The 25084-nt window shown below is 35.8% G+C and carries 18 protein-coding genes, 1 tRNA gene and 1 pseudogene; 5 read left to right on the top strand and 15 right to left on the bottom strand.

From position 1 onward, the window contains the following. Positions 1-73: 73 nt before the first annotated feature. Positions 74-2809, bottom strand: coding sequence for a pyruvate, phosphate dikinase (gene ppdK / locus OOK87_RS06845; RefSeq protein WP_264688509.1), 2736 nt, complete (start codon positions 2807-2809; stop codon positions 74-76). Positions 2810-3019: 210 nt separating this feature from the next. Between ppdK and OOK87_RS06840 the strand changes: the two genes are divergently transcribed. After that, on the top strand, positions 3020-3871 hold the full coding sequence (locus tag OOK87_RS06840) for an Rpn family recombination-promoting nuclease/putative transposase (RefSeq protein ID WP_264688415.1): 852 nt from the start codon (positions 3020-3022) through the stop codon (positions 3869-3871). A gap of 106 nt (positions 3872-3977) precedes the next feature. On the opposite strand, the gene OOK87_RS06835 is transcribed toward OOK87_RS06840, so the two are convergent. Beyond that, the gene (locus OOK87_RS06835) at positions 3978-5333 is read right to left on the bottom strand and encodes a phosphomannomutase/phosphoglucomutase (protein WP_264688414.1); all 1356 of its coding nucleotides are present in this window, start codon (positions 5331-5333) and stop codon (positions 3978-3980) included. Between the two features lie 130 nt (positions 5334-5463). Between OOK87_RS06835 and OOK87_RS06830 the strand changes: the two genes are divergently transcribed. Continuing rightward, the gene (locus OOK87_RS06830) at positions 5464-7659 is read left to right on the top strand and encodes a coiled-coil domain-containing protein (protein WP_264688413.1); all 2196 of its coding nucleotides are present in this window, start codon (positions 5464-5466) and stop codon (positions 7657-7659) included. Between the two features lie 677 nt (positions 7660-8336). Here OOK87_RS06830 and OOK87_RS06825 read toward each other — a convergent pair. The 6 genes from OOK87_RS06825 to OOK87_RS06800 form a co-directional block, all read right to left on the bottom strand. Further along, complete coding sequence (locus OOK87_RS06825) at positions 8337-9632, bottom strand: cbb3-type cytochrome c oxidase subunit I (protein WP_319803104.1); 1296 nt, start codon at positions 9630-9632, stop codon at positions 8337-8339. Between the two features lie 185 nt (positions 9633-9817). Continuing rightward, entirely contained in the window at positions 9818-12268 is a 2451-nt protein-coding gene (gene lon, locus OOK87_RS06820; protein ID WP_264688411.1) for an endopeptidase La, read from the bottom strand. A gap of 15 nt (positions 12269-12283) precedes the next feature. Then, a complete protein-coding gene (clpX, locus tag OOK87_RS06815; protein ID WP_264688410.1) occupies positions 12284-13561 on the bottom strand; it encodes an ATP-dependent Clp protease ATP-binding subunit ClpX in 1278 nt (425 codons plus the stop codon). Beyond that, complete coding sequence (gene clpP / locus OOK87_RS06810; protein WP_253309482.1) at positions 13561-14187, bottom strand: ATP-dependent Clp endopeptidase proteolytic subunit ClpP; 627 nt, start codon at positions 14185-14187, stop codon at positions 13561-13563. The genes clpX and clpP overlap by 1 nt, the downstream gene beginning before the upstream one ends. Positions 14188-14198: 11 nt before the next feature. Beyond that, complete coding sequence (gene tig / locus OOK87_RS06805) at positions 14199-15533, bottom strand: trigger factor (RefSeq protein ID WP_264688507.1); 1335 nt, start codon at positions 15531-15533, stop codon at positions 14199-14201. Between the two features lie 158 nt (positions 15534-15691). Further along, a tRNA-Leu gene (locus OOK87_RS06800) sits at positions 15692-15773 on the bottom strand. Between the two features lie 140 nt (positions 15774-15913). On the opposite strand from OOK87_RS06800, the gene OOK87_RS06795 reads away from it, so the two are divergent. From OOK87_RS06795 to OOK87_RS06785, 3 genes and pseudogenes are all read left to right on the top strand, one after another. Beyond that, positions 15914-16510, top strand: coding sequence for a BON domain-containing protein (locus tag OOK87_RS06795; protein WP_064124795.1), 597 nt, complete (start codon positions 15914-15916; stop codon positions 16508-16510). A 60-nt stretch (positions 16511-16570) separates the two neighbouring features. Continuing rightward, entirely contained in the window at positions 16571-17500 is a 930-nt protein-coding gene (gene gshB, locus OOK87_RS06790; RefSeq protein WP_264688409.1) for a glutathione synthase, read from the top strand. A gap of 103 nt (positions 17501-17603) precedes the next feature. Then, positions 17604-18834 (top strand): annotated as a pseudogene (locus tag OOK87_RS06785) (IS256-like element ISWpi15 family transposase). 19 nt (positions 18835-18853) lie between these two features. On the opposite strand, the gene OOK87_RS06780 reads toward OOK87_RS06785, so the two are convergent. The 7 genes from OOK87_RS06780 to OOK87_RS06750 all read right to left on the bottom strand — a co-directional run bounded on the left by OOK87_RS06780 (position 18854) and on the right by OOK87_RS06750 (position 25081). Continuing rightward, positions 18854-20509, bottom strand: coding sequence for a recombinase family protein (locus OOK87_RS06780; RefSeq protein ID WP_264688408.1), 1656 nt, complete (start codon positions 20507-20509; stop codon positions 18854-18856). Next, complete coding sequence (locus OOK87_RS06775; RefSeq protein ID WP_264688211.1) at positions 20469-20711, bottom strand: hypothetical protein; 243 nt, start codon at positions 20709-20711, stop codon at positions 20469-20471. Before OOK87_RS06775 ends, OOK87_RS06780 begins: the two co-directional genes overlap by 41 nt. Before the next feature lie 271 nt (positions 20712-20982). Next, positions 20983-21483, bottom strand: a complete 501-nt coding sequence (locus OOK87_RS06770; RefSeq protein ID WP_264688210.1) for an ankyrin repeat domain-containing protein — start codon at positions 21481-21483, stop codon at positions 20983-20985. Between the two features lie 313 nt (positions 21484-21796). Continuing rightward, complete coding sequence (locus OOK87_RS06765; protein ID WP_264688209.1) at positions 21797-22597, bottom strand: ankyrin repeat domain-containing protein; 801 nt, start codon at positions 22595-22597, stop codon at positions 21797-21799. A 194-nt stretch (positions 22598-22791) separates the two neighbouring features. After that, a complete protein-coding gene (locus OOK87_RS06760; RefSeq protein ID WP_264688208.1) occupies positions 22792-23952 on the bottom strand; it encodes a phage tail protein in 1161 nt (386 codons plus the stop codon). After that, entirely contained in the window at positions 23952-24743 is a 792-nt protein-coding gene (locus tag OOK87_RS06755; protein WP_264688207.1) for a baseplate assembly protein, read from the bottom strand. The genes OOK87_RS06760 and OOK87_RS06755 overlap by 1 nt, the downstream gene beginning before the upstream one ends. A 2-nt stretch (positions 24744-24745) precedes the next feature. Then, complete coding sequence (locus OOK87_RS06750; RefSeq protein ID WP_253308961.1) at positions 24746-25081, bottom strand: GPW/gp25 family protein; 336 nt, start codon at positions 25079-25081, stop codon at positions 24746-24748. Positions 25082-25084: the final 3 nt, after the last annotated feature.

Genomic DNA, 25084 nt, shown 5'->3' with positions numbered 1-25084 from the left:
TCATTCCAGTTCTTGACACAGTTGTCTAAGTGAGGAAAGTCACCAGTGGTTATATTATTGCTATATTTCTCACTTACCCAACAAGCTTAGATTTTACACTAAACTGTGCTGCCACTAACTTTGCAACCGGTACTCTATAGGGTGAGCATGAAACATAATCCACCCCTGATTCGATGAGAAACTCTATAGATTTTGGATCTGCTCCATGCTCTCCACATATACCTAGTTTTATTTCTTTTCGGGTTTTTTTGCCTCTTTCAATGGCTATCTTGATTAACTCCCCTACCCCTTCGATGTCCAGCACTTCAAATGGATCATTGTCAAATATATTGCTTTCCTTATAAGAATCGAGGAAATTAACTGAATCATCTCTTGAAAGTCCCATGGTTGTTTGCGTTAAATCATTAGTGCCAAAACTAAAAAACTCTGCATGTTTTGCTAACTTATCAGCAATCAGTGCTGCTCTTGGTAGTTCTATCATCGTTCCAATTGAATAAGCATTGTCTGATGTCATTCCAGCGCGTGACGCTGGAATCTGCGTCTGGATTCCAGCTGAGATGACAGAGGATTCTTTCTTTGCTAGCTCGCATATCAGAATAAATTCTTTCTCATTCATTATAAAAGGGATCATGATCTCAGGCTTGATTTCTACACTTTTTTCCTTTTTTAGCTCATTTGCAGCACTAAGTATTGCCCTAATCTGCATGCTATATATTTCAGGATGAGAAATGGCAAGTCTACAACCTCGATGGCCAAGCATTGGGTTCTTTTCTGACAACTGTGCTATTTTATTTTTTACTGATTCAACTGACTTACTAAGTGATTTGGCGATTTTTTCTATAGTAGACTGATTATTGGGTAAAAATTCATGTAAGGGTGGATCAAGCAACCGTATAGTGACTTCCCTACCCTCCATAATAGAAAATATTTCTTTGAAATCAGACTTTTGCATTTCTTCCAGTTTAATGAGCGCATTTGCCCTTTCATTTTCATCGTCAGCTATTATCAACTTTTGAATGAATTCGATTCTATCACTAGCGAAAAACATATGTTCTGTGCGACATAAGCCTATACCTTCTGCACCGAATTCTTTTGCAATTTTTGCATCTTTTGGAGTATCAGCGTTCGCTCTCACTTTGACCGTTTTGATTTCATCTATCCAGTTGATTATCGTTTTGAATTCTTGCGATAATTCAGGTGAAATTGTAGGAAGAATGCCAAGCATAACCTCCCCTGTTCCTCCGTTGATGGTAATTGGTTCACCTTTATTTACTTTTGTATCCCCCACAGAAAAGAAAGTTCCATCTTTATCGATATAAAGTCCACTTACACTGCAAATGCATGGCTTACCCATTCCACGGGTTACAACAGCAGCATGCGAGGTCATCCCTCCCCGTGCTGTTACTATGCCACTTGCAGCATTCATTCCATTAATATCTTCAGGACTCGTTTCTGACCTTACTAAAATCACTTTTTTACCCTGCTCTGCAGCTTTTTCAGCATCACTTGCACTAAACACTACATATCCAGAAGCAACCCCTGGAGAAGCCGGCAGTCCCTTCCCTATTACTTTTTGGTCACTCTTAACGTCAAGAACTGGATGCAATAAATTGTCAAAAGTTTTTGGATCAATTCTCAATATTCCTTCTTCTTTTGTAATCGTTCCTTCGTTTACCATATCAACTATTATGCGAATAGCAGCTTCAGCCGTGCGCTTGCCAGACCTAGTCTGCAAAATCCATAACTTACCGTCCTGCACAGTAAATTCGATATCCTGCATGTCTTTATAATGCCTTTCAAGTTTTTCACATACCACACATAATTCTCGGTAGACACTTGGCAGCAACTTCTCCATGGTGTTTTCTTGCTCTCCGTCAATTGGCATAGGAGTATAAACACCAGAAACCACATCCTCACCCTGAGCATTAACCAAAAACTCACCAAAAAGCTTTTTTTCTCCAGTTGAAGGATTTCGTGTAAATATCACACCAGTTGCAGAATTATCATTTAAATTACCGAAAACCATTGCTTGCACGTTGACCGCTGTTCCAAGGTTTTCAGGAATGTTATGTATTCTTCTATAGGAAACAGCCCTATCATTTTTCCAAGAGGTAAATACTGCATTAACTGAGTTTAACAATTGCTCTTCAACGTTCTGCGGAAAATGTTTTCCTGTTTTTTCATGTACTATCCTTTTGAAATTGTTAACAATTCTCTTTAAAACATCAACATCAAGATCAGCTAAGCTTTTTGCTCCACTCTTTTGCTGCTTATTATCAACAACATCTTGAAATAGGTGATGGTCAAGCTGTAGTACAACATTGGAGTACATCATAATGAAGCGGCAGTAGCTATCGTAAGCAAAACGTTCGCCACTTTTTTTTGCAAGCCCAACAACGGTTTCATCATTTAGACCAACATTTAAAATAGTATCAAGCATGCCCGGCATTGAACTAACACTACCAGAGCGTATTGAAACTAATAAGGGATTATTTAAATCCCCAAACTTACAACCGATGTCATTTTCGAGCATCGCCATGTAGTTTTTGATTTCACTACATATGTCATTCCAGTGCGTGACCACATTTTTTTCTGGATCCGAGTAGTCAGCTACTTGGATGACAGAAGATCTATTGTCTTGATAATAGACTTTGCAAGCAGAGGTGGAAATTGTGAAACCAGGTGGAACAGGAATGCCAACATTGCACATTTCTGCTAAATTTGCCCCCTTTCCTCCCAGCAGATTTTTCATTTCTGCATTGCCTTCGCATTTACCCTGGCTAAAGTAATGTATTAACTTTTCCCCCATCATTTTCTCCGGATTTTCACTGATAAACACATTGTACATATAGTTCCAATAAACCTGTGAAGACTTGAAACCTTAGGATAATAAATTTTACAAAATTTTGCAACAACGTTCCTTCTGGCAACATCAGTAAAGTTAACAAAAAAGATGACAAATTATTGAATTATTATCAATAAGAATATATAATATAAAGATACATTTAAAAATTTTTTTATGGCTCTTTCTAAATTTCTCGACCCCAAGAATGATGTTGCGTTCCGGCGTATTTTTGGTACTGAAAAAAATAAAGACATCCTCATTCACTTTCTCAATGATATTTTGGGGTTCACTGGCAAAGATGAAATAAAAGAAATAGAATTCCTCAGCACTATTCAAGATGCTGAAATTGCCTCTAAAAAACAAAGTATCGTTGATGTACTCTGCAGGGATGAAAATGGGGTGCAAGTAATAGTCGAAATGCAAGTTGCCAAAACTAAAGGCTTTGAAAAACGCGCTCAATATTACGCTGCTAAAGCTTATTCAAGGCAAGCTGATAAAGGTGATCAATATCATAATCTTAAAGAAATTATCTTTATTGCTATTGCTGATTGTATTCTCTTTCCTAATAAATCTGAGTATAAGTCAGATCATGTAATGTTAGACAAAGATAGCTATGAACATGGTTTAAAAGATTTTTATTTTACATTTATTGAGTTACCAAAATTTCCTAAAACTAAAGAAGACCAATTGGAGAGTATAGTTGAAAAATGGATCTATTATTTTAAATATGCAGATGAAACTAGCGAAGAAGAATTGGAAAAGATAATAGGTAGTGATGTAATAATTAAAAAGGCATATGAAGAACTAAATAGATTCAACTGGTCAGAGAAAGAATTTATTGCCTACGAACAGGAAATAAAACGTATTCGTGATGAACGGGCTGTTCTTGAACAAAAACTTGATGATGCTAAAAAGGAAGGAAAAATTGAAGTTGCAAAAACAATGCTGGCTAATAATGTTGATGTCACCACTATTGTTAAGTTTACTGGCCTCTCCATGAGTGAGATCAAAGAATTGCAGAATTAAGTGGACCCGCAAACGGTTACACGAAATAATGCTGCAGCCTGACCAGGTGATAAGTACATTTAGCCTATTTATCTTTATACTTTCATGCCAATTTTATAAATCAAATTTATTTCTGTGAATAGCTACAATTTAAAGACCTTGCTTCATCAATGTAATTGAACAAAACCTTTTTAGTAAGTTCAAAACCTTCTAAAGTCTCTCCTTCGCATCTTGCTGTAATGCAGTTTTGCGTATTTGATACCCTAAGAAGCCACCAACCTTTATTATCGGTTACTTTAACACCATCAAGATCTGAAAATACAATATTTTGCTTCTCCAATATTTTCTTTATTGATTCAATTATTTGAAATTTTTTCTCATCTTTCACTACAATCTTTACTTCATGAGTGATATATAACCTCGGTAAATCCTCAATTACCTGAGATAGGCTTTGGTTTTTCTTAAGCAAAATGTCAACTGCTTTAACAGCAGAATATAGCCCATCATCAAAACCTAGCTCAGAAAAGAAGAAGTGCCCGCTTAATTCACCAGCAAACTTTGCCTCTTCCTCTACCATCTTCTTCTTAACTAGTGAATGTCCAGTAGCGCAGGTAATAACTTGCCCTCCTAACTTACTAACAAAATCATGCACTTTCATACTCATTTTTACGTTGGCAATAACTTTGCTTTCTGGATATTCCTCCAACACTTCACGTGCAAAAATTATAAATAAATGGTCATTGGAAACAACACTGCCTTTATTATCAATTAAGCGCACCCTATCGCTATCGCCATCTAGCGCAATGCCAAGATCACATCCATATTCCTTCACAATGTCAATTAATTGAGCGAGATTTTTTTCCTCTATGGGATCTGGATCATGCAGTGGAAATGCCCCATCTATAGAGTTATTGGTTACGATGTGTGTATGACCAGGCAAGATCTTTTCAATATACCTTATAATTCCACTTGCTGGACTATTTCCACAATCCCAGGCTATTTTTAATTTCTGTGTAGTATCGTTCTTCACTGCACTTTTTAATATGCGAATGTACTCACTATATATATTTATGTTAATTAAGCTTCCAATCCTTGTACTGTCTTTAATTGGATTGCTTATAATTTCCTTTATCTCTTGATCTGAGAAGACTTTTTTATTACTAAAAAATTTAAAGCCATTGTATTCACTTGGGTTATGAGAAGCGGTTATTACAATACCAAGATCCGCCTGCGTGATTTGTGTTGCAGCGTAGAGCATAGGTGAAGAGCATAGTCCAACGCGTATAACATTTGCACCGGATAAAGTTAAGCCCCTAATTAATTCTCTTTCTATACCTGGTGAATCTATTCTGCTGTCGTAGCCGACACAAACACTAGCTACGGTTTGGCCAAACTTTCTACCTATCTCGTACCCATCATTAATCTGCAAATCTTTGCCTACTATACCTCTAATATCGTATTTTCTTATAATGGTATTGTCCATACTGCACTGCTTAAGGAGTAACTACTATATAACATAATGGACAAGTGCTCAAGTTTATTTACTCAACGATTAGTTGATTTTTTAAAAAAATCTGTTAATATTATAGTATACTTTTTAAAGATGCAAAATTATGCCACAGGAAAACGAAAATGTATTTATAGCTGAGAATCAAAGTCTAAATGTAGATGAACAGAAGAAAAATGATATTCTAAGTGTCATTGAATCTTGCAACGATCTTCAGGATTTTATTAAAAGACTGGAGGAAGAAAATTTAATCTGGTACTTTATTGGTCCTTTACGCAAAGATGAGGACATTACAGGACAGATAAATTTAAAGTGGGAAAAGGAGTTCCAAAAATTTGAGCAATCAATAAACACAATGCATAAAGAACTTAAGTCGTCTCTGCCTGGTCAAAATTTCTTAGCGTATTCAACAAAAGATAACGACTTCAAAATTAGATTTGAAAATGAAGAAAAACCAATAGAAATTAGCAATATTTTAAGAGCCAGCAGAGAAGGTAAGGTTTATAACATATCTTTAGAGAAAGATAGTCAAATAACTGCGACCAAAAAAGGCAGCGAAAGGCACTATGATTTTACTGGTTCAAGCTCATGTGAAATGACCATTAACTGGCAGGCTAAAGATTCTGAAGGTAACAGCATAGACTGTAGCATGATCGTAAAATTGGATTCTAGTGGTATACAAAGTGTCATTGGTGAGCCAAAGTTTGGTGATTTAAAGTTCACACCAGAGGAAATAAAAGATAAAATATTAAAATTAGTTGAGCAGAATAAAGAAGTTTTTATCAATGGAAAAATTCTGCATCAAGCTTTTACTGACATGTCCAGGAGTGTAGACGATCAGCAAGTACCAGCAGAGGAAATATTTACAAAAGATCCACATATATCACCACAGTCACCTACACCAAGCAGCAGTGGGTATTCCTCTCCTAGCACACCTTCTTCACGTAGAAGTTCTTTCTCTAGTGTTAGTGAATTTAGTGATGAAGATGAAATACTTGAGGATGATATGTCTAGTGATGAAGAAGAGCATGAACAAGAAGGAGCAAAAGGTGAAGTAGACGAAATTGAGGAATTAGAGAAAGAAAAAGAAACATTTGCTAAATATTTTGCAGCGCAGGCAAAGCAGCTTGAGGATCTAAGATTAGAACGTGACTTCTTGAGAGATGAAGTTAATGAACAACGGCAAGTTATATCTGAAAAAAATCAAAGAATAAAGGAACAAGGTACTTTAATTGAGTCGCTTATGAGTAAAGAGCAATTAAAGAATCAAGAGTTAGTTAAGGAATTAAATCAACTGTACAAAGAAAAAGAAGATTTAGAAATGGCAATTCAGCAATCTGGTATAGGTAAAAAGTCTCTTGCAGATGAGATAGAAGAAGTGGAGAAAAATGAGAAAATAGAGAGTTTGAGAAAAGAAATTAAGCAGAAGGATGAAAAGATACAGCAGATAGTAAGAGAGAGCCAGAAATTAGAAGGAAAGCTTCAAGATTTAAGGGCAAAGTATTCGGAAGTAAAAAACGAAGATAGTGAGTATATTGAAAATTTAACCCGTAAACTAAAACAAGCTGAGATTGAATTTATCGATAATAAAGATAAGCTGACTGAGCAAATAGAAAAATTGGCAGAAGAAAAGGAAAATTTATTTAGACAATTAAGAGCAAAAAGTACAGATTCAACATCGTTCAGAAAGCAACAATCAGAAATAGATAAGCTTAAACAACAGCTTAAGGAAAAGGAAGGGATGTTAACGTGTACACAGGAAGAGCTGGCATCTGTCAAAGAGAGTCTAGAGCAACTGCAGAACATATTACAGCAGGAAAAAGGTCAGGCAACTCAAACTGAAGTTGAATATGAAAGTAGAGGAACAAGCATGCAGAAGCAAGACCAAGGTACACAAGCTGTAAACAACAACTCAAGCAGAATAGCTAGTGGGTTAAGACAAGAAAACAAAAAATTGACTAGAGACAAACTAACTATATCTGAACAATTAAAACAAAAAATAAGAGAGATTGACGAGTTAAAGAAAAATTTAAAGCAATTACAAGAAGAAAATAAACAACTAAAACAAGAAGTTACTAAAAATGCAGGAGTTGATACACCATCTTCAACAGGTCAAAAAGAAGCTAAAGAAGCAGAAGTTATACCGCAAAACATTATGGATTGGCCTGTTCCAATTCCAGACGATAAACCGGAAGAGCAGAAAACTCCATTAGAGCCAATCAAGGTAAATACAGAATTATCAGATCCAAAATCAATCCCCGCTGAGGATCCAGAAAAATCTCCTCCTCTTTCAAAAGGATGAGTTTTGCTTCTATTGTTAACTATAGCTAAGACGTCATACCGCCACGGCGCTAACGAGTAGCGGAATGACGAGGTTATCGTCATTCCGCCGCGAACCGTCACACTGCCGCGGTATCTCACATAGATCCCGCTAACAAGCAGCGGGATGACAGCAATCCTACGTCATACAGCGATTCATTCGCGGTATCTCATCCGCTAACACGTAGCAGGATGACGATTGTCAAGGTGTCATCCGAGTAGCTTGACTACTTGGATCCAGAAAACTTAACTTTAAATAAGTGGCTGCATAATAAAGACTAGATTCCAGCGTCACGCGCTGGAATGACACCATTTTCGGTCTCTTAAATTGCTTTAGCTACAAACATTAAGAAATTTACCAAGCGGAAAAAAAGGCAAAAGAAGCCCCGTGGTGCGAGTTTTGACTCTATATTACTGTAAGTGGCGCTGTAATAATGTGCTAACGCTTAAAATAAGCGCGATTTGGCTGAATGTAGAAAAAATAAAAAAGACATGCAGCCGCTATAATTTTATGTAATCCGCCAATAAATACCTGAGTTTTTTACTGAATTTTGTCATTGAGCCTGCAGGTCAAAAACAAGTTTTGAGTCATAAATACCCTTATTGTCATAATAAGGGGGCTGGCGGAGTTTGTCAAGTAAGTTTTTTCGTTTCTATGGGTTAGTTGGTACGCGCTTTGCGTTTTAACAGATGTAAAAGCACAATTATTACGAACAACATTCCACCAATAACTGATATAGCTCCACCCGCAATAAAACAAGCACGTGCCAACATTGATGAAATACTTGGCAGATCTGCAACTTTTCTTAAGGCACCATATCCACCAAGCCATACAAGTCCAGTAATATGGAGAAAATGCCCCACACTGTAAGCATAAATCTGTAATCTTACCATGGAACTTTTTACCTCTTTAAAGTTTAATTTAGGTAACAGCCAATAAATGAAATTCATAAAAGCTATAGTGATCCCAACTACAGAACCATGATAATGAGCGGGAATGGTGACATTTCCTTCAATAGTCAGCACTCCAAGCACATCTCCATAAATGAACAATAAAAATGAATGTAATAAATAGTTGCTTTTATCATTAGTAAAAGTCCTGATGTTGCAGCACACTAATATTATCAAAAAGCACGGCAAAACTGCTCCAGCAATTCTCATATGCCAAGTAAAAAACTGTATTAACTTGGCGCTATCAATTGGATAAACAAAATATATAAACGATGCACCCATAGCCAAAATTGTGTTTATAAATAGTGGTAAAATAGTAATTTTATTGCTTGAAGCTAAACTAGCATCGCTTAACATTATTAAATAGACTAAAAACATTCCTTGAGTAAAAGCAAACTGCAATAAATGTCCGCCTCCCCAAAAGAGATATTCGTAAAACAAATTCTTATCTGAGTGATATAGACCTGGAGGCATATTTTGATATGCTAAAACAAAGCAAAGAAATGACGAAACAAGTGTAATAACCAGCCCAACTTGCCCCACAGAGAGAAATGAAACCTCTTTTTTTGATGTGTATGCTAGCATTGCATTTACTAACATACTGGTGGTAAACAAACCAAGACCAAATAAGAATAATTTGTTTTGTAACACGGGAATATAGTTACTTTTGATAACTTCAGTGTTTGGAACGAATGCAGATACAAACATCAGCAGCATCGAAAGGGTTGATAGAACCCATGAAAAGTTAAACCAACTATTGGTATTTTGTAGGTTTATGATAAAGAGCAGAGATATTATAGAGCACATCCACACCAAAATTGACAAATTCACGTGTATCACCAGCGCATTATCAAAGATATATTGTGCAGAAGGAACGGGAGAGGAGATAAAAGGCAATCGTAAAAAAATAACAATTATTGACAGTAACCCAGAGCAAGCAAGAGCACATACTGCTAAGAATATCCACTGTTTGCAAAGTGTAGCGTTATTTTGTATGTTGAGCACGGTCATTTTCTCTTTTTATTTTTGATTGATAAAGTATTATAATATAAAGCGCTATAAATTTTTCAAATTAATTGGCATTGATGAATAATATCACAGCAAAGCAGGTCATATCCTTATGGAATGCGCAAGTTGGTGGGTTTTTGCCGGACAAAAGAGAAATGGAGATTGTATAATATCTTCTTAATCTAATGCTTCAATGTTTCCGACATAGGAAAAGTATCATCTTTATTTTCTATAGAGGAAGGCACACTATTTTGATTATCACTATCAATTGGAGTAGTAGGGTGCATTAAAGCAACTTTCATAACTTCATCAATATTCTTAGCAAAAACTACGTTGATCCTCTCTTTGATGCTTGCCGGAATCTCTTGCATATCTTTCTCATTTTCACTTGGTATAATCACAGTTTTGATTGATCCTCTGAGCGCTGCAAGCAATTTTTCTCTTAAGCCCCCAATAGCTAAAACTCTACCACGCAATGTCACTTCGCCTGTCATAGCAACATTTTTGTTAACTGGTATATTCGTCATAAGAGAAACAATAGACGTACATACCGCGCCGCCAGCAGAAGGGCCATCTTTTGGTACCGCACCCTCAGGTACATGTAAATGTATATCATTATTTTGGAATTTTTCGGGCTTTATACCAAAAAACAAACAATTTGATCGAATATAACTATACGCAGCTTTTATAGATTCTTGCATAACCTCTCCAAGCTTTCCTGTGTATTTTATTTCTCCCTTGCCCGGAATTAGGACTGATTCTATCATCAAAATATCACCACCTGTTTCAGTATAGGCAAGCCCAGTTACTACTCCCACTAAACTCTCATTTTCTGCAATACCAAAGGTATATTTACGTACCCCTAAATAATCTTGTAAATTGTCAACCCCTACGGATATTTTCTTATTTTTATCAGTCAATATTTCTTTAACTGCCTTTCTCATGAGCTTTGCAAGCTCCCTTTCCATACTCCGCACACCACTTTCACGTGTATATAAACGTATCAACTTGTATAACGCCTCATTAGTTATGTCCCATTCCTTCTGATACAAACCATGCTCCTTCTTTAACTTCGGAATAAGGTGGTGTGTAGCAATACTGATTTTTTCATCTTCAGTATACCCGGACAATTGTATAATTTCCATCCTATCACGCAAAGGATGTGGCAAATTTAAGCTGTTTGCCGTAGCTACAAACATTACACTTGAAAGATCAAACTCAACTTCCAAGTAATGATCCGTAAAGTGTTTATTGTGCTCAGTATCTAAAACCTCAAGTAATGCAGATGCAGGATCGCCACGCGAATCAGAAACCATCTTATCTATTTCATCAAGCAGAAAAAGCGGGTTGCATGAATTAGCTTTTTTCATATGTTGAATAATTTTACCAGGCATTGAGCCAATATAAGTTTTCCTATGCCCTCGTATCTCGGACTCATCACGCACACCACCAAGAGCTATGCGAACAAAATCTCTTCCTACTGCTCCTGCCATAGACTTAGCTAAAGAAGTTTTACCAACACCTGGCGGTCCAACCAAGCAAAGTATAGGACCTTTTATCTCTTTTACTCTTTTTAATACTGCTAAAAATTCTATTATCCTATCTTTTACTTTCTCTATGCCATAATGATTTTCATCTAAGATTTTCTTAGCTGCATTTAAGTTAATTTTTGCATCTTTGTACTTTCCCCACGGCAAATCAAGTAACCAATGCAAGTAACTAGATATAACTGTAGCTTCAGGAGAAATGGGATTCATTTTCTTGTATCTCTTCAAATCAGTTATAGCTTTCTCTCTTGCTTCATGAGAAAGCTTTGTTTCATTTATCTTTTTTTCAAATTCATTGAGTATATTCCCTTCATCACCATTCTCAAATTCGTCTAATTCTTTCTTTATAGCTTTCAATTGCTCGTTAAGGTAGTAAACTTTCTGAGTGCTTTCAACTTGCGATTTAATTGTCTTATATAAACGGTTTTGTGCGTTCAAAATACTTATTTCTCCCTCAATAAAAGCAAAAGCTTTTTTTAAACGCTCTTTTGGGTCATAAGCCTCAAGTATGCTTTGTTTATCCGATACTTTTATATTTAAATGTGAAGCTACCGTGTCTACAAGTTGATCAACTTCTTTGATTTGATCAATGGGGTTAATGGCAACTTCAGGCTGATTTTTCTTGTTTAGCTTACACAAGCTATCGAACGCGTCTATAACAGATCGCCTTAAAGCTTCTAAATCAATATTGTCTTCATCTTCTTTATAATGATTGTCTAACTCTACCCTGGCTTGTAATAAAGTATGAGAGCTAATATATTCTACAACTCTTCCCCTTCTTATCCCCCGGATTATAACTTTTACTGCATTGTCAGGCAATTTTATTAATGGTTGTATAATGTTTGCTAACACACCTACTTCATAAAGATCTTCAGGCTCTGGATTATCAACAGAGCCATCTTTCTGTGCTACAAGAAAAATCTCATTTTGGTGACTACTACTACTTGTTGCATATTCTAGTGCATTAACAGATTTTTCTCTGCCTATGAATAAAGGCACCATTATATTTGGAAAAATTACTACATCTCTTAAAGGTAATACTGGCAATGCAGTAAAACTAGAGCTCACAGCACGTTCAATGTTCATAATATATGCCTCAAATTAATCATTAACCGTTATAACATTGCCATTATTATTATGATTAACCGTTGCTTTTCCTAATTCTACCATTTTCTTAGTGATTACTATAGTGCTACCTTCAAAATCTCCGTTTCCAGCTGTATACATAACGTCAAGCAAAAGTGACTCCAAGATAGCACGTAACATTCTTGCACCTGTTTTATAGCTTATAGCCTTTTTAGCAATAGCTGATATTGCTTCATCTGAAAACTCAAGGTTTACTTTGCTAAACGCAAGCAATGCTTTGTACTGTTTTATTAGTGCATTCCTTGGCTCTGTCAACACATGTATTAAATCTTCATGATCCAACTCATCTAAAACAGCAGTTATTGGAACCCGCCCTACAAATTCGGGTATTAAACCGAATTTGATTAAATCTTCAGGTTGAACATCATGTAAAGCATTCTTTTTCTTTTGCTCTTTAGACTGACTTATATCTGCTCCAAAGCCAACTGACGTTCCCTTTTTTCTCGCTTCAATAATCTTATCGAGGCCTTCAAAAGCTCCTCCACAAATAAATAGTATGTTACTAGTATCCACTTGTATAAACTCTTGTTGTGGGTGTTTTCGCCCTCCTTGTGGCGGAACATAAGCAACTGTACCCTCCATAATCTTAAGCAGAGCTTGCTGGACCCCTTCACCTGAAACGTCACGGGTTATTGAACTGCTTTCAGATTTTCTTGTAATCTTGTCTATTTCATCTATAAACACTATACCACGCTGTGCTTTTGCAACGTCATAATTTGCAGCTTGTAATAAACGCGACAACACGCTTTCTACATCATCACCCACATAACCTGCCTCAGTTAAAGTTGTCGCATCAGCCATGGCAAATGGCACATCTGAAACTTTAGCAAGTGTTTTGGCTAGCAAAGTCTTACCAGAACCAGTGGGACCAATAAGCATTATATTTGACTTCTCGATTTTAATATCACTTATAGCATGAAATTGTACCATGGATTGACAATGGTTATACATAGCTACAGATAAAACGTGTTGCGCGTGTTCTTGACCTACAACATGCTTGCTGAGAAAATTTTTTATATCCTCAGGTTTCTTTAGTAATAGCTTCATATCAGATATACGATCTGAATTAAAAGATCTATCTTTCTTTTGACTTATTGCTTTATGGGATAATTCTATGCACTCATTACAAATAAACACCTTTAAACCATCCGAGGAGTTAGTAATCAATTTATCTACTTCATCTTGCGCCTTGTTGCAAAAAGAACAGTAGTGTAAATCATTATTGTTATCCATTAACCCACCTTTTGTTTAACTTTAATATTTTCAATTTCAATATCTGTACGCTCAGCTATCACCCTGTCAATTAAGCCAATTTTCCTTGCTTCTTCAGGATCCATGAATTTATCTCTTTCCATCATTCCTTCAATTTTCTTCAGTGAATTTCCAGTATGTTTTTCATAAATTTGATTTAGTTTTTTCTTAACTCGCAAAATTTCATTAGCATGTATTTCTATATCAGTTGCTTGACCATGATAACCACCAGATGGCTGATGTATCATAATTCTTGAATGAGGTAGAGAGTAGCGCTTACCTTTTGTACCAGATGCAAGCAATAAGGAACCCATAGACGCAGCTTGACCTATACATAAAGTTGAAACGTCTGGGTTTATATACTGCATTGTATCGTAGATCGACAAACCAGCAGTTACAATACCACCTGGTGAGTTGATGTACATACAAATGTCTTTATCGGGATTTTCCGATTCTAAAAATAAAAGCTGTGCTACTATTACACTGGCCATGTTGTCCTCAATAGGACCTGTTACGAAAATTATTCTTTCTTTCACTAGTCTTGAATATATGTCATAAGCGCGCTCACCGCGACTAGTTTGTTCAACTACAATTGGTATAAGAGTCATACCTTTTCCTATTAAATATTACCAAACAATTCCTTTAATTCTTTCACAGAAATAATCTGCTCTTCTTTACTAACTTTTTCTATTATATAATCTGTCACTTTATACTCAAGCGCTTGCCCTCTAACTAATTCTTGAAATTGTTTATTTGATTCAAAATGCTTAAGTACTCTGTCAAACGGTACATCCTTACTGACATATTGATTTACAATAACATTCAAAACATCATTTTGAGTTAATGATATTTTATTTTCTGCACTAAATTTCATAAATAACATAGCAAGCTTTACACGTTTTTCAGCTTCTTTACAAGAATCATTTTGAGCACCCAGTTCTCCTTCCATTCTTTGTTGCTCCTGTTTTACTATGTCTGTGGGTAAATCAAAACTATAATTAGCATCCAAATAATCAAATAGCTCCTTTTTAATTAAGAGATTTCTCATTTCGGTGCACTGATCACCAATCATTTTTTTTGCATGACTTATTAGCAAAGAATAATCTTTAAAACCAATACTCCTAGCTATTTCATCATCATTTTCAAAATCTTTGGCAATTTGAATCTCATTAACTCGCACAGAAAAATCAGCTTCCTGTCCTGCAAGTGAAATGGCTTGGTAATTTTCAGGAAATTGCAACTTAAAGTCCTTTGTTTCTCCCTTTTTCATACCAGTTAATTGATCTTCAAAACCATTAATAAATGTGCCAGACCCTAAATTAACGGCAAAATTTTTGCTACTTCCACCCTGAAAGAGCTTATTCCTAATCCGCCCTTCAAAATCAATTATCAATTTATCCCCATCTTTCGCTTGATAAGAAGCATCATCAACAGAAGCGAAATTGGGGAACTTTGTTTTAATAGAATCAATAAATTCTTTTATATCTTCCTCTTCAATCTTTGCTTCAATTTTCTTTAAGTTTATTTTGTCAAGATCTATCATCGGTACTTCAGGCATCGACTCAAAAGATAGCTTGTATACAAAATTGCCCTCCTCATTTTCTTTGCCCAGATCTGGTAATGATATAACATCAACCTTAGGATAAATGTGAGACTTGACTTCAATTTTTTTCATCAAATCACTTGAGCAATAATCAATTGTATTATTTATCACATATTCCAAAGCTTCGTTTTTATAATTTGCAACAACAAGGTCATAGGGCATCTTTCCAGCCCTAAACCCAGGTGATTTTGCATTTTCTGCTATCTCTTGCAACCTGGAATTTACCTTTTGTTTTATATAATCACTACCAACTGTGATTTCATACTCATACTTTAGTTTATCTATACTAAGCTCTTTGTAGGTATATACGCTACTTACTTCGACTGTATTTTGAGGTATATTATTAGACATCATAATTCATTTATTAACATTTTAATTCATATCTTAATAGAGTCATTTTACCAGAATTTAAGTTAAACACAATCCTTAAGAACAGGTTTTTATACAAACAAAAGTGTATTCAGTGATTATAAATTTTCCCTTAAAACCTAAGTTACATGACTTTAAAGTGCGGATAGAGGGACTTGAACCCCCACGAGCAAGCTCACCAGGACCTAAACCTGGCACGTCTACCAATTCCGCCATATCCGCAAGAAATTTTCAGTACCCTATTATAGGTATTCCATTAAAAATATTCAAGGTTTAAAGTCTTACTTAATTTATAGTATTTACACAATCAAAAAAGCTTATTAACATTTCTTAATGAAAGCTCTAAATCCTGAAAATCAATAATGAGATTAATAACAAGCTTCTTACTTGCAATTTTTTTGATTACACAAAGTGGTTGCACAACCCTTATAATAGGTGGTGTGGTGGCTACAGCGACAGCAACAGCAATAACAATGCAGGACAAATCCTTGGGAAATATCATTGATGATACGACTATGGTCATCAGAATTAATAAGGGGCTCTTAAAACATGGGCTATTTTCATCCATAAAAGTTAAAGTAAGTGAAGGAAGAGTATTGCTCATTGGAAGTGTTGACACTCCTGAAAAACAACTTACAGCAGAAAAAATAGCTTGGCAGCAAAAAGAAATTAAAGAAGTGATAAATGAAATAAGAGTAATACCAATTCAAATGGCTTCCATGCTAGACACTACTGTAGATGGCATGATAACAGCGGAAATAAGAACAAGACTTCTGGGGAAAAGAAATATTAAATCAATTAATTATAGCGTTAATACGGTTGATAGAGTTGTTTATTTGATGGGTATAGCCCAAAATAAAGCGGAATTAAAAGCTGTAATATCAATTGCAAGAAAAGTAAAGGGAGTAAAACAAGTTGTAAGTTATGTACGATATAAGTACAGTAAATTACGCCATTAGGCAAAAATCGCCTTCAAATTATAACATTTGTACAGTTGTGACAATAGGTAGAGAACATAAATGAAAGTTGCCTTTCAGATGGATGAAAATATAAATTTTGAAACTGACACTACATTCGTGCTAATAAAGGAAGCACAAAGGAGGAAGCACGAAGTTTTTGTCTATGCTCCTAACAATTTAGCACTAAAGCTAAACCATCCAATTGCTCTTGCTCAGAAAGTCAGCGTTGATGATTTTAGTTTTATCTCTAAAGAGGATGTAGCAATCAACTTGAATGAAATGGACATCATATTTATCAGACAGGATCCACCCTTTGATATGCGCTACATTACAACAACCTATATCTTAGAAAAAACCAGCGCATTGGTAATTAACAATCCAACAGAAATAAGAAATTGTCCTGAAAAATTGATAACTTCATTATTTCCAGAGCTAATTCCGCCGACTTTGATCACTGAAAATATATCGATGATTAGAGATTTCTACCACAACTATCAAGATATTATTCTGAAGCCGTTGTATAGTTATGGAGGAAACGATGTAATAAGAATACGAGATGAAAACAGCATTCAAGTGGTAGTGGATCTCATGATAGCAAAATATGAATGTCCTGTAATTGCGCAATCATTTTGTAAAAACATAGATAAAGATAAAAGAATATTGCTACTTTATGGTCAACCAATTGGAGTAATGAAACGAGTTCCAAAAATCAGTGGAGAGATCAGAACAAACATGCGACTTGGAGCAAGTTTTGAGCCCGCTCAAATGAACGATAGAGACAATGAAATATGTAACAAAATTGGTCCTGAATTAAAGAAAAGGGGGCTAATATTTGTTGGTATTGATATTATAGATGACTTCCTGCTCGAAATTAACACAACTTCACCCACGGGAGTGGTTTATATCAATAAATTATATAATATATCGCTAGAAAAAGACCTTTGGGATGTGTTTGAAGAAAAAGCAAGCAGCCATCAACTAAACCTGTGAACAATTACCTTAACAAACTCAGTAGTCCCATTGGGAGTGTTAAATAAACTGTGTCAAACCGAAAAAAAGTAATAAATTGATATAAAAAAATGGAGGTTTGACAATGAGTCAGAAAGTAGTAAACAGAACTACCGGTTTGGTAGATTATAAAGAATTAGAAACAAATATCCTGTCGTCTATACGAGAAGGAAGACCGTTGACAGGAAGAGATGGAGCATTAACACCGTTTATAAAAAAGTTGCTGGAGGTAAGCCTGGAAGGTGAAATAGAAAACCACTTGTCGGCTGAAAGCGAAGAGAATAATCGAAGAAATGGGAGGAATGCAAAGACTTTACGTACAAGCGCAGGGTCATTTGAGCTTTTGACGCCAATAGATAGGGAAGGAAGTTTCGAACCACAAATAGTCAAAAAAAGGCAAACAAACTTACATCCAGAGCTTGAAACGAAGATTTTGAGCACATTTGCCAGTGGTATGGGCTATAGAGATATAGTGTCACATGTTGAGGAAATTTATGATCACAAAATATCGGCGGCAGAGATATCAAGTATTACTGACAAATTGCTACCAGTAATCAACGAATGGCGTAGTCGCCCGCTGCAGTCTGTATATCCGATAGTTTTCATGGTTTTTTAAAGTCAAAGAGGACGGGCATTGCGTAAGTAAATGCATGTATAACATATTAGGCATAGATCAAAATGGCAAAAAAGAAGTATTAGGTTTTTATTTGGCTGAAAGTGAAGGAGCTAACTTCTGGTTGGGAGTGCTAAATGACCTCAAAGAAAGAGGAGTAGAAGATATCCTTATTGCCTGCGTTGATGGGCTGAAAAGCTTTCCTGCAGCTATAAACAGTGTCTTTCCTAATGCGGAAGTGCAGATGTGTATAGTGCATCAGATACGCAACTCACTGAAGTATGTGGCCAGTAAAGATGCGAAGAGTTTTTTGAGCGATTTAAAGAAGGTATATCAAGCTTCAAGCAAGGAAATTGCCGAGAATTATCTGTTGGAATTGGATGAAAAATGGGGCACAAAGTACCCTATGGTTATAAAATCTTGGCAGAATAATTGGGAAAACTTGTCTGGTTATTTTAAGTATTCTGGTCCAGTTAGGAGGATAATCTACACCACCAATCCCATAGAGGGGCTACATAGGCAAATTAGGAAATTCACTAAGACCAAAGGCTCATTTACCAGCATAAATGCCTTGTATAAGCAGGTATATTGTGCTATAAAGAAGGCAGAGGAAAAGTGGACGATGCCTGTACATGATTGGGCATTAACTATCTCTCAACTTGATGTTTTCTTTCCTGGCAGATTGAAAATTGAGTTGAACTAAAAATGCGGTTTGACACAGTTTATTTAACACTCCCACAACAAATGGTGTTATGCAAGTAGCTGACACTGCTCTCCTTTGTCATCCCAGTGCCCAGACACCTTAGACAATCTGCCAACTTCTGATTTTGTCCATTCTGGGCGGGATTGTTGAGTTCTCTGATCTTAAATACTACATTTACTTCATCAAGATCAATGTTGACTTCTTTTACTAATGTCCTAATAAGACTACGTTTAGCTTGCCAATCTAGTTGTTCCAATTCCGATTTAACACTAGAATAAAAGCCCTTTATGCTATTTGTAATAAGATTCATTTTCTCCTGTAGTCCCTTTTGATCAATCACCTTTTTCTTCTCTCCTTCAATCTCTTTTAAACGTTCCTTCATTTTTTTCATTGCCTGCTTAAAGTCTTCCTTACTTATATATTTTTCCTCACTTGTATTCTCTTGAATATAATAATCATTTATAAGTTCTTTAATATTTTGTTTTAATTGACTCTCACGTCTTGCAAACCTTTCATCTAATAATTCATTCTTATGTTCTGAAATTCTACATTGGTACTCCTTTACCATCCTATCTGGATTTTTTAATACACTTTTTACTTCTTCCCACATACCTGTTTCTAACACTTCTCCACGAATAGATCCGTTAGTGCATACCTTATTACCGTAAAAATTTCTTGTACCCAGGCAAGTGTAATAAGTATACACAATCTTTTTTTCTTTGCTGTAATTTCGCCTTCCGCAGTAAGCACGTCCACAACACTTACACACAACTAGCTTTTGCAACAGATATGTCTCTTTTCTTTGCTGCACTCTTGCTCTCTGTTTATTCTCAATCAATTGTTCTTGTACTACATTAAACAAATCCTCGTCAACTATTTTCGGCACCGGTATATGAATCCAATTCTCCTCATCTGTACTGTAAATAGAGTGAGTTCGCCGGCTGTTGCTTTTTTTTGGTTTGACTTCTAGCATTACTGGGCCCGCCTTTGTTTTACCATATGCTGCTAGCCCCTTGTATGCTGGATTTTTTAACATCTTATGGATGGTGCTTGAATGCCACACCTCTTTTCCTGTTTGTGTTCTAACAGAAGCTTCTCTTAGTCTCTTTACCGCTTCTCTAATACTTATCCTTTCCTCTCCAATCCACATGAACACCTCTCTCACTACTTTTGCTTCCTCTTCATTAATTTCAAATTTGTTTTCTCCTCCTTTTACATGCTTTCTTATATATCGATAACCATAAGGTGCATTGCTTATTACACTCACACAACCTTCTCTTGCTGCATGCAGTTTTCCCCTCATGCTTCGTATCAAGATTTGTCTCAGTTCAAACCTTCCTACTGCTCCTTGCACATCTGTCATTAAATCGGACTCTGGTGTATCATCAACCTTATGATTTGAAAAGATTATTTCTACTCTTGCTCTCTTAAATTCATCTATTACATCTCTTTGATCTACAGGATCACGTGACAACCGATCTAGTGAATAGATATAAATCTTATTAATTTTTCCTTCTGCTACTTTATCACGTAATTTCTTTAAACCTTCACGCTCTAAATTTGACCCTCTACGGCCATCGTCAGTGAATACATATTCTTCCAATAACTCATGTCCATCTACAGCAATTCTACGCTTAAGCTCTGCAATTTGGCTCTCTATTGTATGATCCCGCACTTGTCGGTCTGATGAAACTCTTGCATACAAGGCCACCGCTATCATCTTTTTCTACCTCCTTTTCGTTGTTTCTTTTTACTGAATACTTTAGTAACTGCTCGTAAGCTTCTGATAAATGTTTATCTGCTAACTCATCAGGCTCATATCGACAGGTCACAGTTAACGTTCTCTTTCTCATAATTTCTCCTGTAAATGTTTTCATAGTTCAGGCACTCCCTTTTTCCATAAATCCATTACTCTTGCGAAAAAGACGCAACTGTTAACCTTTATTTCTCTCAGCTTTTATGCAAAATTTTAGAAACACATACGCTATCTTTCATCAATTGAGCACTCTCCCAAATCATCAAGCTTCTTTTTTCCCTCTAATGATAAAATTTCTCTTTTTCCATAATCACCTCTTTCTTAGCCACAGCCCTTCTAAATTTTCACAAGCTCTTCTTTTGCCACTATCACACCTGCTGCTGATACGACCCTTATTTTTCTATGAACTCTCTCTGCTTATTTGCGATTTTTACGTTCTCTAACACTTCTTTTATCTCTTTATTATTTCTCGCATAATCCATTGCCGTTTTGCCAAATTTATCCTTTTGCTCTACATTTGCTCCCGCTTTTACTAGCTCTTCTACTATTTTTACCTCACTTACCATGCATGCCAGGTGTAACGCGGCAAATTTGCTACTTCGTTCCACTGCGTTTACCTCTACTCCTGCCTTTATCAGCTCCTTTGTATTTTCTACACGTTGTCCCATTACTGCTAAGTGCAATGGTCTATATTGTCCCGCATCTGCCACATTTATATCTGCTCCTTTTTTGATTAATAACCTCACTTTTTTTGGATCTGGCATTCCCACCGCGTAATGCAATATCGTCCTTCCTTTTGTGTCTTTTTTATTAATATTTTCTATTGAGTTATCTAATACTTCTTTCCACGACTTATTAAACTCTTCTCTTTCTTTCTTACTAAATTTTACCATAATGTTCCTCAGCTATTAATGCAATTTAAAGTGCCTCCAATTTGGCTCACTTTAGCGCTTAGCAAATCTTGTTTATTTACTAGCTACTTTTTCACTTAGGGCTGTTTTGGCATAAAAAGCAAGTTTTTTTTACAAAATATACACATTTTTTTCGCATATTAGATTAAGATATAAATCTATATACTTAATCTGTTAAATAATAAGCGGTTCCTCTCCTGCTGTTGTCAGCTTTTTCTTTTAAATTTAGGCTTCCTATTTTTCCTATTATCTTGTAGCCAACCCTTTTACTCCCTTCTCTTACAGAAAGCTCTTTTTATAGCCCTTTTATCTTCTCATCCATATCTTCTAGCTCTTTTTCCACTTCCATCAGTGCCTTCTTGACCAATGGCGCTTCTTCTAACTTTTCCCTTATTTCTTCAAACCTTCTTTCTCCTTTTTCTTTTAAATCTAGGCTAAATATCGCATCTACTGTCCGCTCCGACAACTCCCTTAGTTTTTCTAGCAACTCTTCAGTTCTCGCATAATACATTGCTGTTTTGCCAAATTTATCCTTTTGCTCTACATTTGCTCCAGCTTTTACTAGCTCTTTTATTATCTCTTTTGTTTCTCCTGTCTTGCATGCTATATGTAGTGGTGTATATCCTTTTTGGTCTTTCGCATTTACTTCACCTCCCGCTTCTAATATTGCCCTCACGTTCACTATTTCCCTCATAAATACTGCTTCATGTAGGGGGGTCCTTCCTATGTAGTTCCCAGTATTAACATTCGACCCTGCTTTTATTAGCTCCCTTACTGTCTTTTCACAACTCATTAAGCTCGCACTATGTAATGCCGTATATCCTCCATCATCTATAGCATTTACATTTGCTCCTCCTTCTATCAGTGCTTTTACATTCTCTACCTTTCCATAGAATGCCGCTAGGTGCAATGGTGTCTCGCCTCTATTGTTTCTATCGTTTGTACCTGCACCTTTTTCTATTAATAACTTTATTACTTCTGGATTTGACACTTGTGCTGCTCGGTGCAATATTGTGCAACCTGCTGCGTCTTTTTCATTTATTCCACGAAATGAATTCTCCTTTAATTTTTCCAGTCTTTTATTTAAATTGAACATTTTAGTTACCCCACTATAAAAACATACATAAAGTCGCCAATTTGGCTCACTTCAGTGCAAGATCAATTTCTTATGTTTACCTACACCTACCTAATTTATAGCTGTTTTGGCATGGAAAAGCAACTTCTTTTTTTCAAAAAACACACATTTTTACCGAATGTTAATGTAGTATATGAAGATATAAATATATGTATTTAATTCATTAAGCATATAGGTTGTTTTTCTTCCCAGGACCTGTTCAAATGTCGATGTTCATGCCATGTTAGTACACCTGGGTAAAACACTAAAATGTAGTTTTCTAGCTCGTATGTTGCATTTTTTTGCTTTGAATCCAATTCGTTTTCAAAATGAATGTAGTGTTCTGCTACGCTAAATCTTATTATTTTGGGGGTAGAGAAATTCTTTACTTGATAGTGGTGAACGGCAAAAAATCTTTCTAAAATTGGCTTGTATTTTAAATTCCACAGTTGTTCAGATAGCTTATCACTTCCTAGTAAAAACCTTTTTCCCCTCTCTTCTATACTACTTACTGGAAAACATGCGTTTATTTCTCCTAAACTCCAACTGTCCGATAATACTATCTGCGCTTTAGCAAACTTAATCTCAGGTAATAAGCTCTGTGGTAGCGGATATAACGTTTTTAAATTATTCCACTGATGACTTCTTTCATAAATACCGTTATAATTCTTTGTGTGAGGCTCGGTTTCTCCAAGTATTGCTACATCTAGCCTATACAGATCATTACTTAATGCCTGCTCATAATGATCGCGTAGATAGTTTTCTATAATCCTAATAACTGGACCACTAGACCTGAAAAAATTTACTCTCCCAAATGATAACACTGGTCCATCTTTTTCTATTTTTACCCCCGAATAGTCAGAAAGAAGATCTCCAAATAAACTCTCATCCAATATAAATCTCTGCGCATTATAATAATCGTTAAAAATCCTCATTAGCCGTGATCTTGCTGGCAATGATAGTTTTGCTAATTCTACTACTGCATCAACGAAGAAGTCGTTCGGAACATCTTTTATCCCTATCTGTAATTCAAAAAAGTGTTCTCCGGGTGGCTCTTCAATAATTGTAATATCTTCTATATTTGCCCACTTCAGTGCTATTTTCAGCGATGCTGGTGTTCCTCTCAAACGCTGAAATTTTATTCCTTCTTTTATCGCCTTTCTTTTGTCTTTTACCCAGCGTAGAATTTCCCCCAATCCATATTCTTCAACCAACCACGGCAATATTTTTTCCCCTAGGCTAAATTTAAATCCTTTTACACAGCTTGGGTCTACTTTGTAATCGATTGCATCAATCAGCGCTTTTTCTTGCTTTGTTGCGTTTGGTGGTAATAGCATTAATTCAACTCAACATTTAAACTTCTTAAGGCAGCACACTCATTCCCCAGTACCACAACATCCTCTCTTGGCTCGATTAATTCTACGTTTTCTACCCCATCCACAAACAGGTTGGCTATAATCCATGATTTCGTTACTTTCCATCCTAATCTTTTCGTTGTTTCAAATTTTTCTATAAATTGCTTCTTCACCGTTTCAATAATATCTGGTCTTTTAATGCTAATTTTACTGTGGATATCTATTTCTATAATATTGCAACTTACCACTTCTATTGTATCTGTTAAAATCCTCACATCCTCCCTGTTTAGCTGATTTCTGACAATTTCTAGTAATTCTTCTTGGGGTATGCCAGTTGTGGATAATTCTGTTGATAAGATTGAAACTTGTACTTTTCCTGGTACAGGTGATTCTACTAATGCATCTTTTACTCTCGTATCTGCTGATAATGCATAATACCGATAATTTCCTCCTGTGCTTGAGCCAACTATTCTTGCCTTGATTCTTTTTCTAAATCGTTCATCCTTTTCCCCGTTCTCCCTTTCCACTCCGTAAAATTCAGCTAAATCATCAAGTTCTTCTCCCCTTGCAAACTTAAGTAAGTTGCCCCTTGCTGCTTCGTTTATTCTTTCTCTCAGCAAAAGTTCTCGCCATGCTGCTACCTCTAAAATCTTTATTGCTGGGTCACTTTCTACTAATGCTGTAAAACTTGAGTCTCGACGTATCAACTCCTCCTTCATACGTGAAAAGATTTCTTCGAAGTTCAGTGGCTCAATAATGTTAGGCTGCTCCATCTTTATACCACAACTCCATCAAAGCGAATCTTTTCCCCCATTGGTAAGTACAATCCTTCTAGGTCAAGCGTTACTTTTCCTTCTTTCACTTCTGTTATTTTTACTTTTTCTAACTTAAATCTCTTTTCCCATTTCTGCAATGCCTCAGCGGTTGCTGCGTAAATTTCTAACGTAAAATCACGATTGATTGGCCGGTCAACTAACTCAAGTAATCTTGACCCATAGTTTCTGCGCATTATTCTGCTGTTAATAGGAGTGGTTAAAATATTAACTATTGATTGCTTTAAATGTTCTATTCCTTCTAACTCTTTTCCAGTATTAACGTCCATTCCTCGCATAAA

The sequence above is a fragment of the Wolbachia endosymbiont (group A) of Sympetrum striolatum genome (genome assembly GCF_947250715.1).
GTDB lineage: Bacteria > Pseudomonadota > Alphaproteobacteria > Rickettsiales > Anaplasmataceae > Wolbachia.
The sequence above is the reverse complement of the archived record's forward strand: the minus strand, read 5'-3'. Positions and strand labels throughout refer to the sequence as shown.

Coding starts and splice junctions, on each gene's coding strand:
- ppdK (WP_264688509.1), bottom strand. CDS start 2,809: ATGGGGGAAAAGTTAATACATTACTTTAGCCAGGGTAAATGCGAAGGC.
- OOK87_RS06840 (WP_264688415.1), top strand. CDS start 3,020: ATGGCTCTTTCTAAATTTCTCGACCCCAAGAATGATGTTGCGTTCCGG.
- OOK87_RS06835 (WP_264688414.1), bottom strand. CDS start 5,333: ATGGACAATACCATTATAAGAAAATACGATATTAGAGGTATAGTAGGC.
- OOK87_RS06830 (WP_264688413.1), top strand. CDS start 5,464: ATGCCACAGGAAAACGAAAATGTATTTATAGCTGAGAATCAAAGTCTA.
- lon (WP_264688411.1), bottom strand. CDS start 12,268: ATGAACATTGAACGTGCTGTGAGCTCTAGTTTTACTGCATTGCCAGTA.
- clpX (WP_264688410.1), bottom strand. CDS start 13,561: ATGGATAACAATAATGATTTACACTACTGTTCTTTTTGCAACAAGGCG.
- clpP (WP_253309482.1), bottom strand. CDS start 14,187: ATGACTCTTATACCAATTGTAGTTGAACAAACTAGTCGCGGTGAGCGC.
- tig (WP_264688507.1), bottom strand. CDS start 15,533: ATGTCTAATAATATACCTCAAAATACAGTCGAAGTAAGTAGCGTATAT.
- OOK87_RS06795 (WP_064124795.1), top strand. CDS start 15,914: ATGAGATTAATAACAAGCTTCTTACTTGCAATTTTTTTGATTACACAA.
- gshB (WP_264688409.1), top strand. CDS start 16,571: ATGAAAGTTGCCTTTCAGATGGATGAAAATATAAATTTTGAAACTGAC.
- OOK87_RS06775 (WP_264688211.1), bottom strand. CDS start 20,711: ATGAAAACATTTACAGGAGAAATTATGAGAAAGAGAACGTTAACTGTG.
- OOK87_RS06770 (WP_264688210.1), bottom strand. CDS start 21,483: ATGGTAAAATTTAGTAAGAAAGAAAGAGAAGAGTTTAATAAGTCGTGG.
- OOK87_RS06765 (WP_264688209.1), bottom strand. CDS start 22,597: ATGTTCAATTTAAATAAAAGACTGGAAAAATTAAAGGAGAATTCATTT.
- OOK87_RS06760 (WP_264688208.1), bottom strand. CDS start 23,952: ATGCTATTACCACCAAACGCAACAAAGCAAGAAAAAGCGCTGATTGAT.
- OOK87_RS06755 (WP_264688207.1), bottom strand. CDS start 24,743: ATGGAGCAGCCTAACATTATTGAGCCACTGAACTTCGAAGAAATCTTT.
- OOK87_RS06750 (WP_253308961.1), bottom strand. CDS start 25,081: ATGCGAGGAATGGACGTTAATACTGGAAAAGAGTTAGAAGGAATAGAA.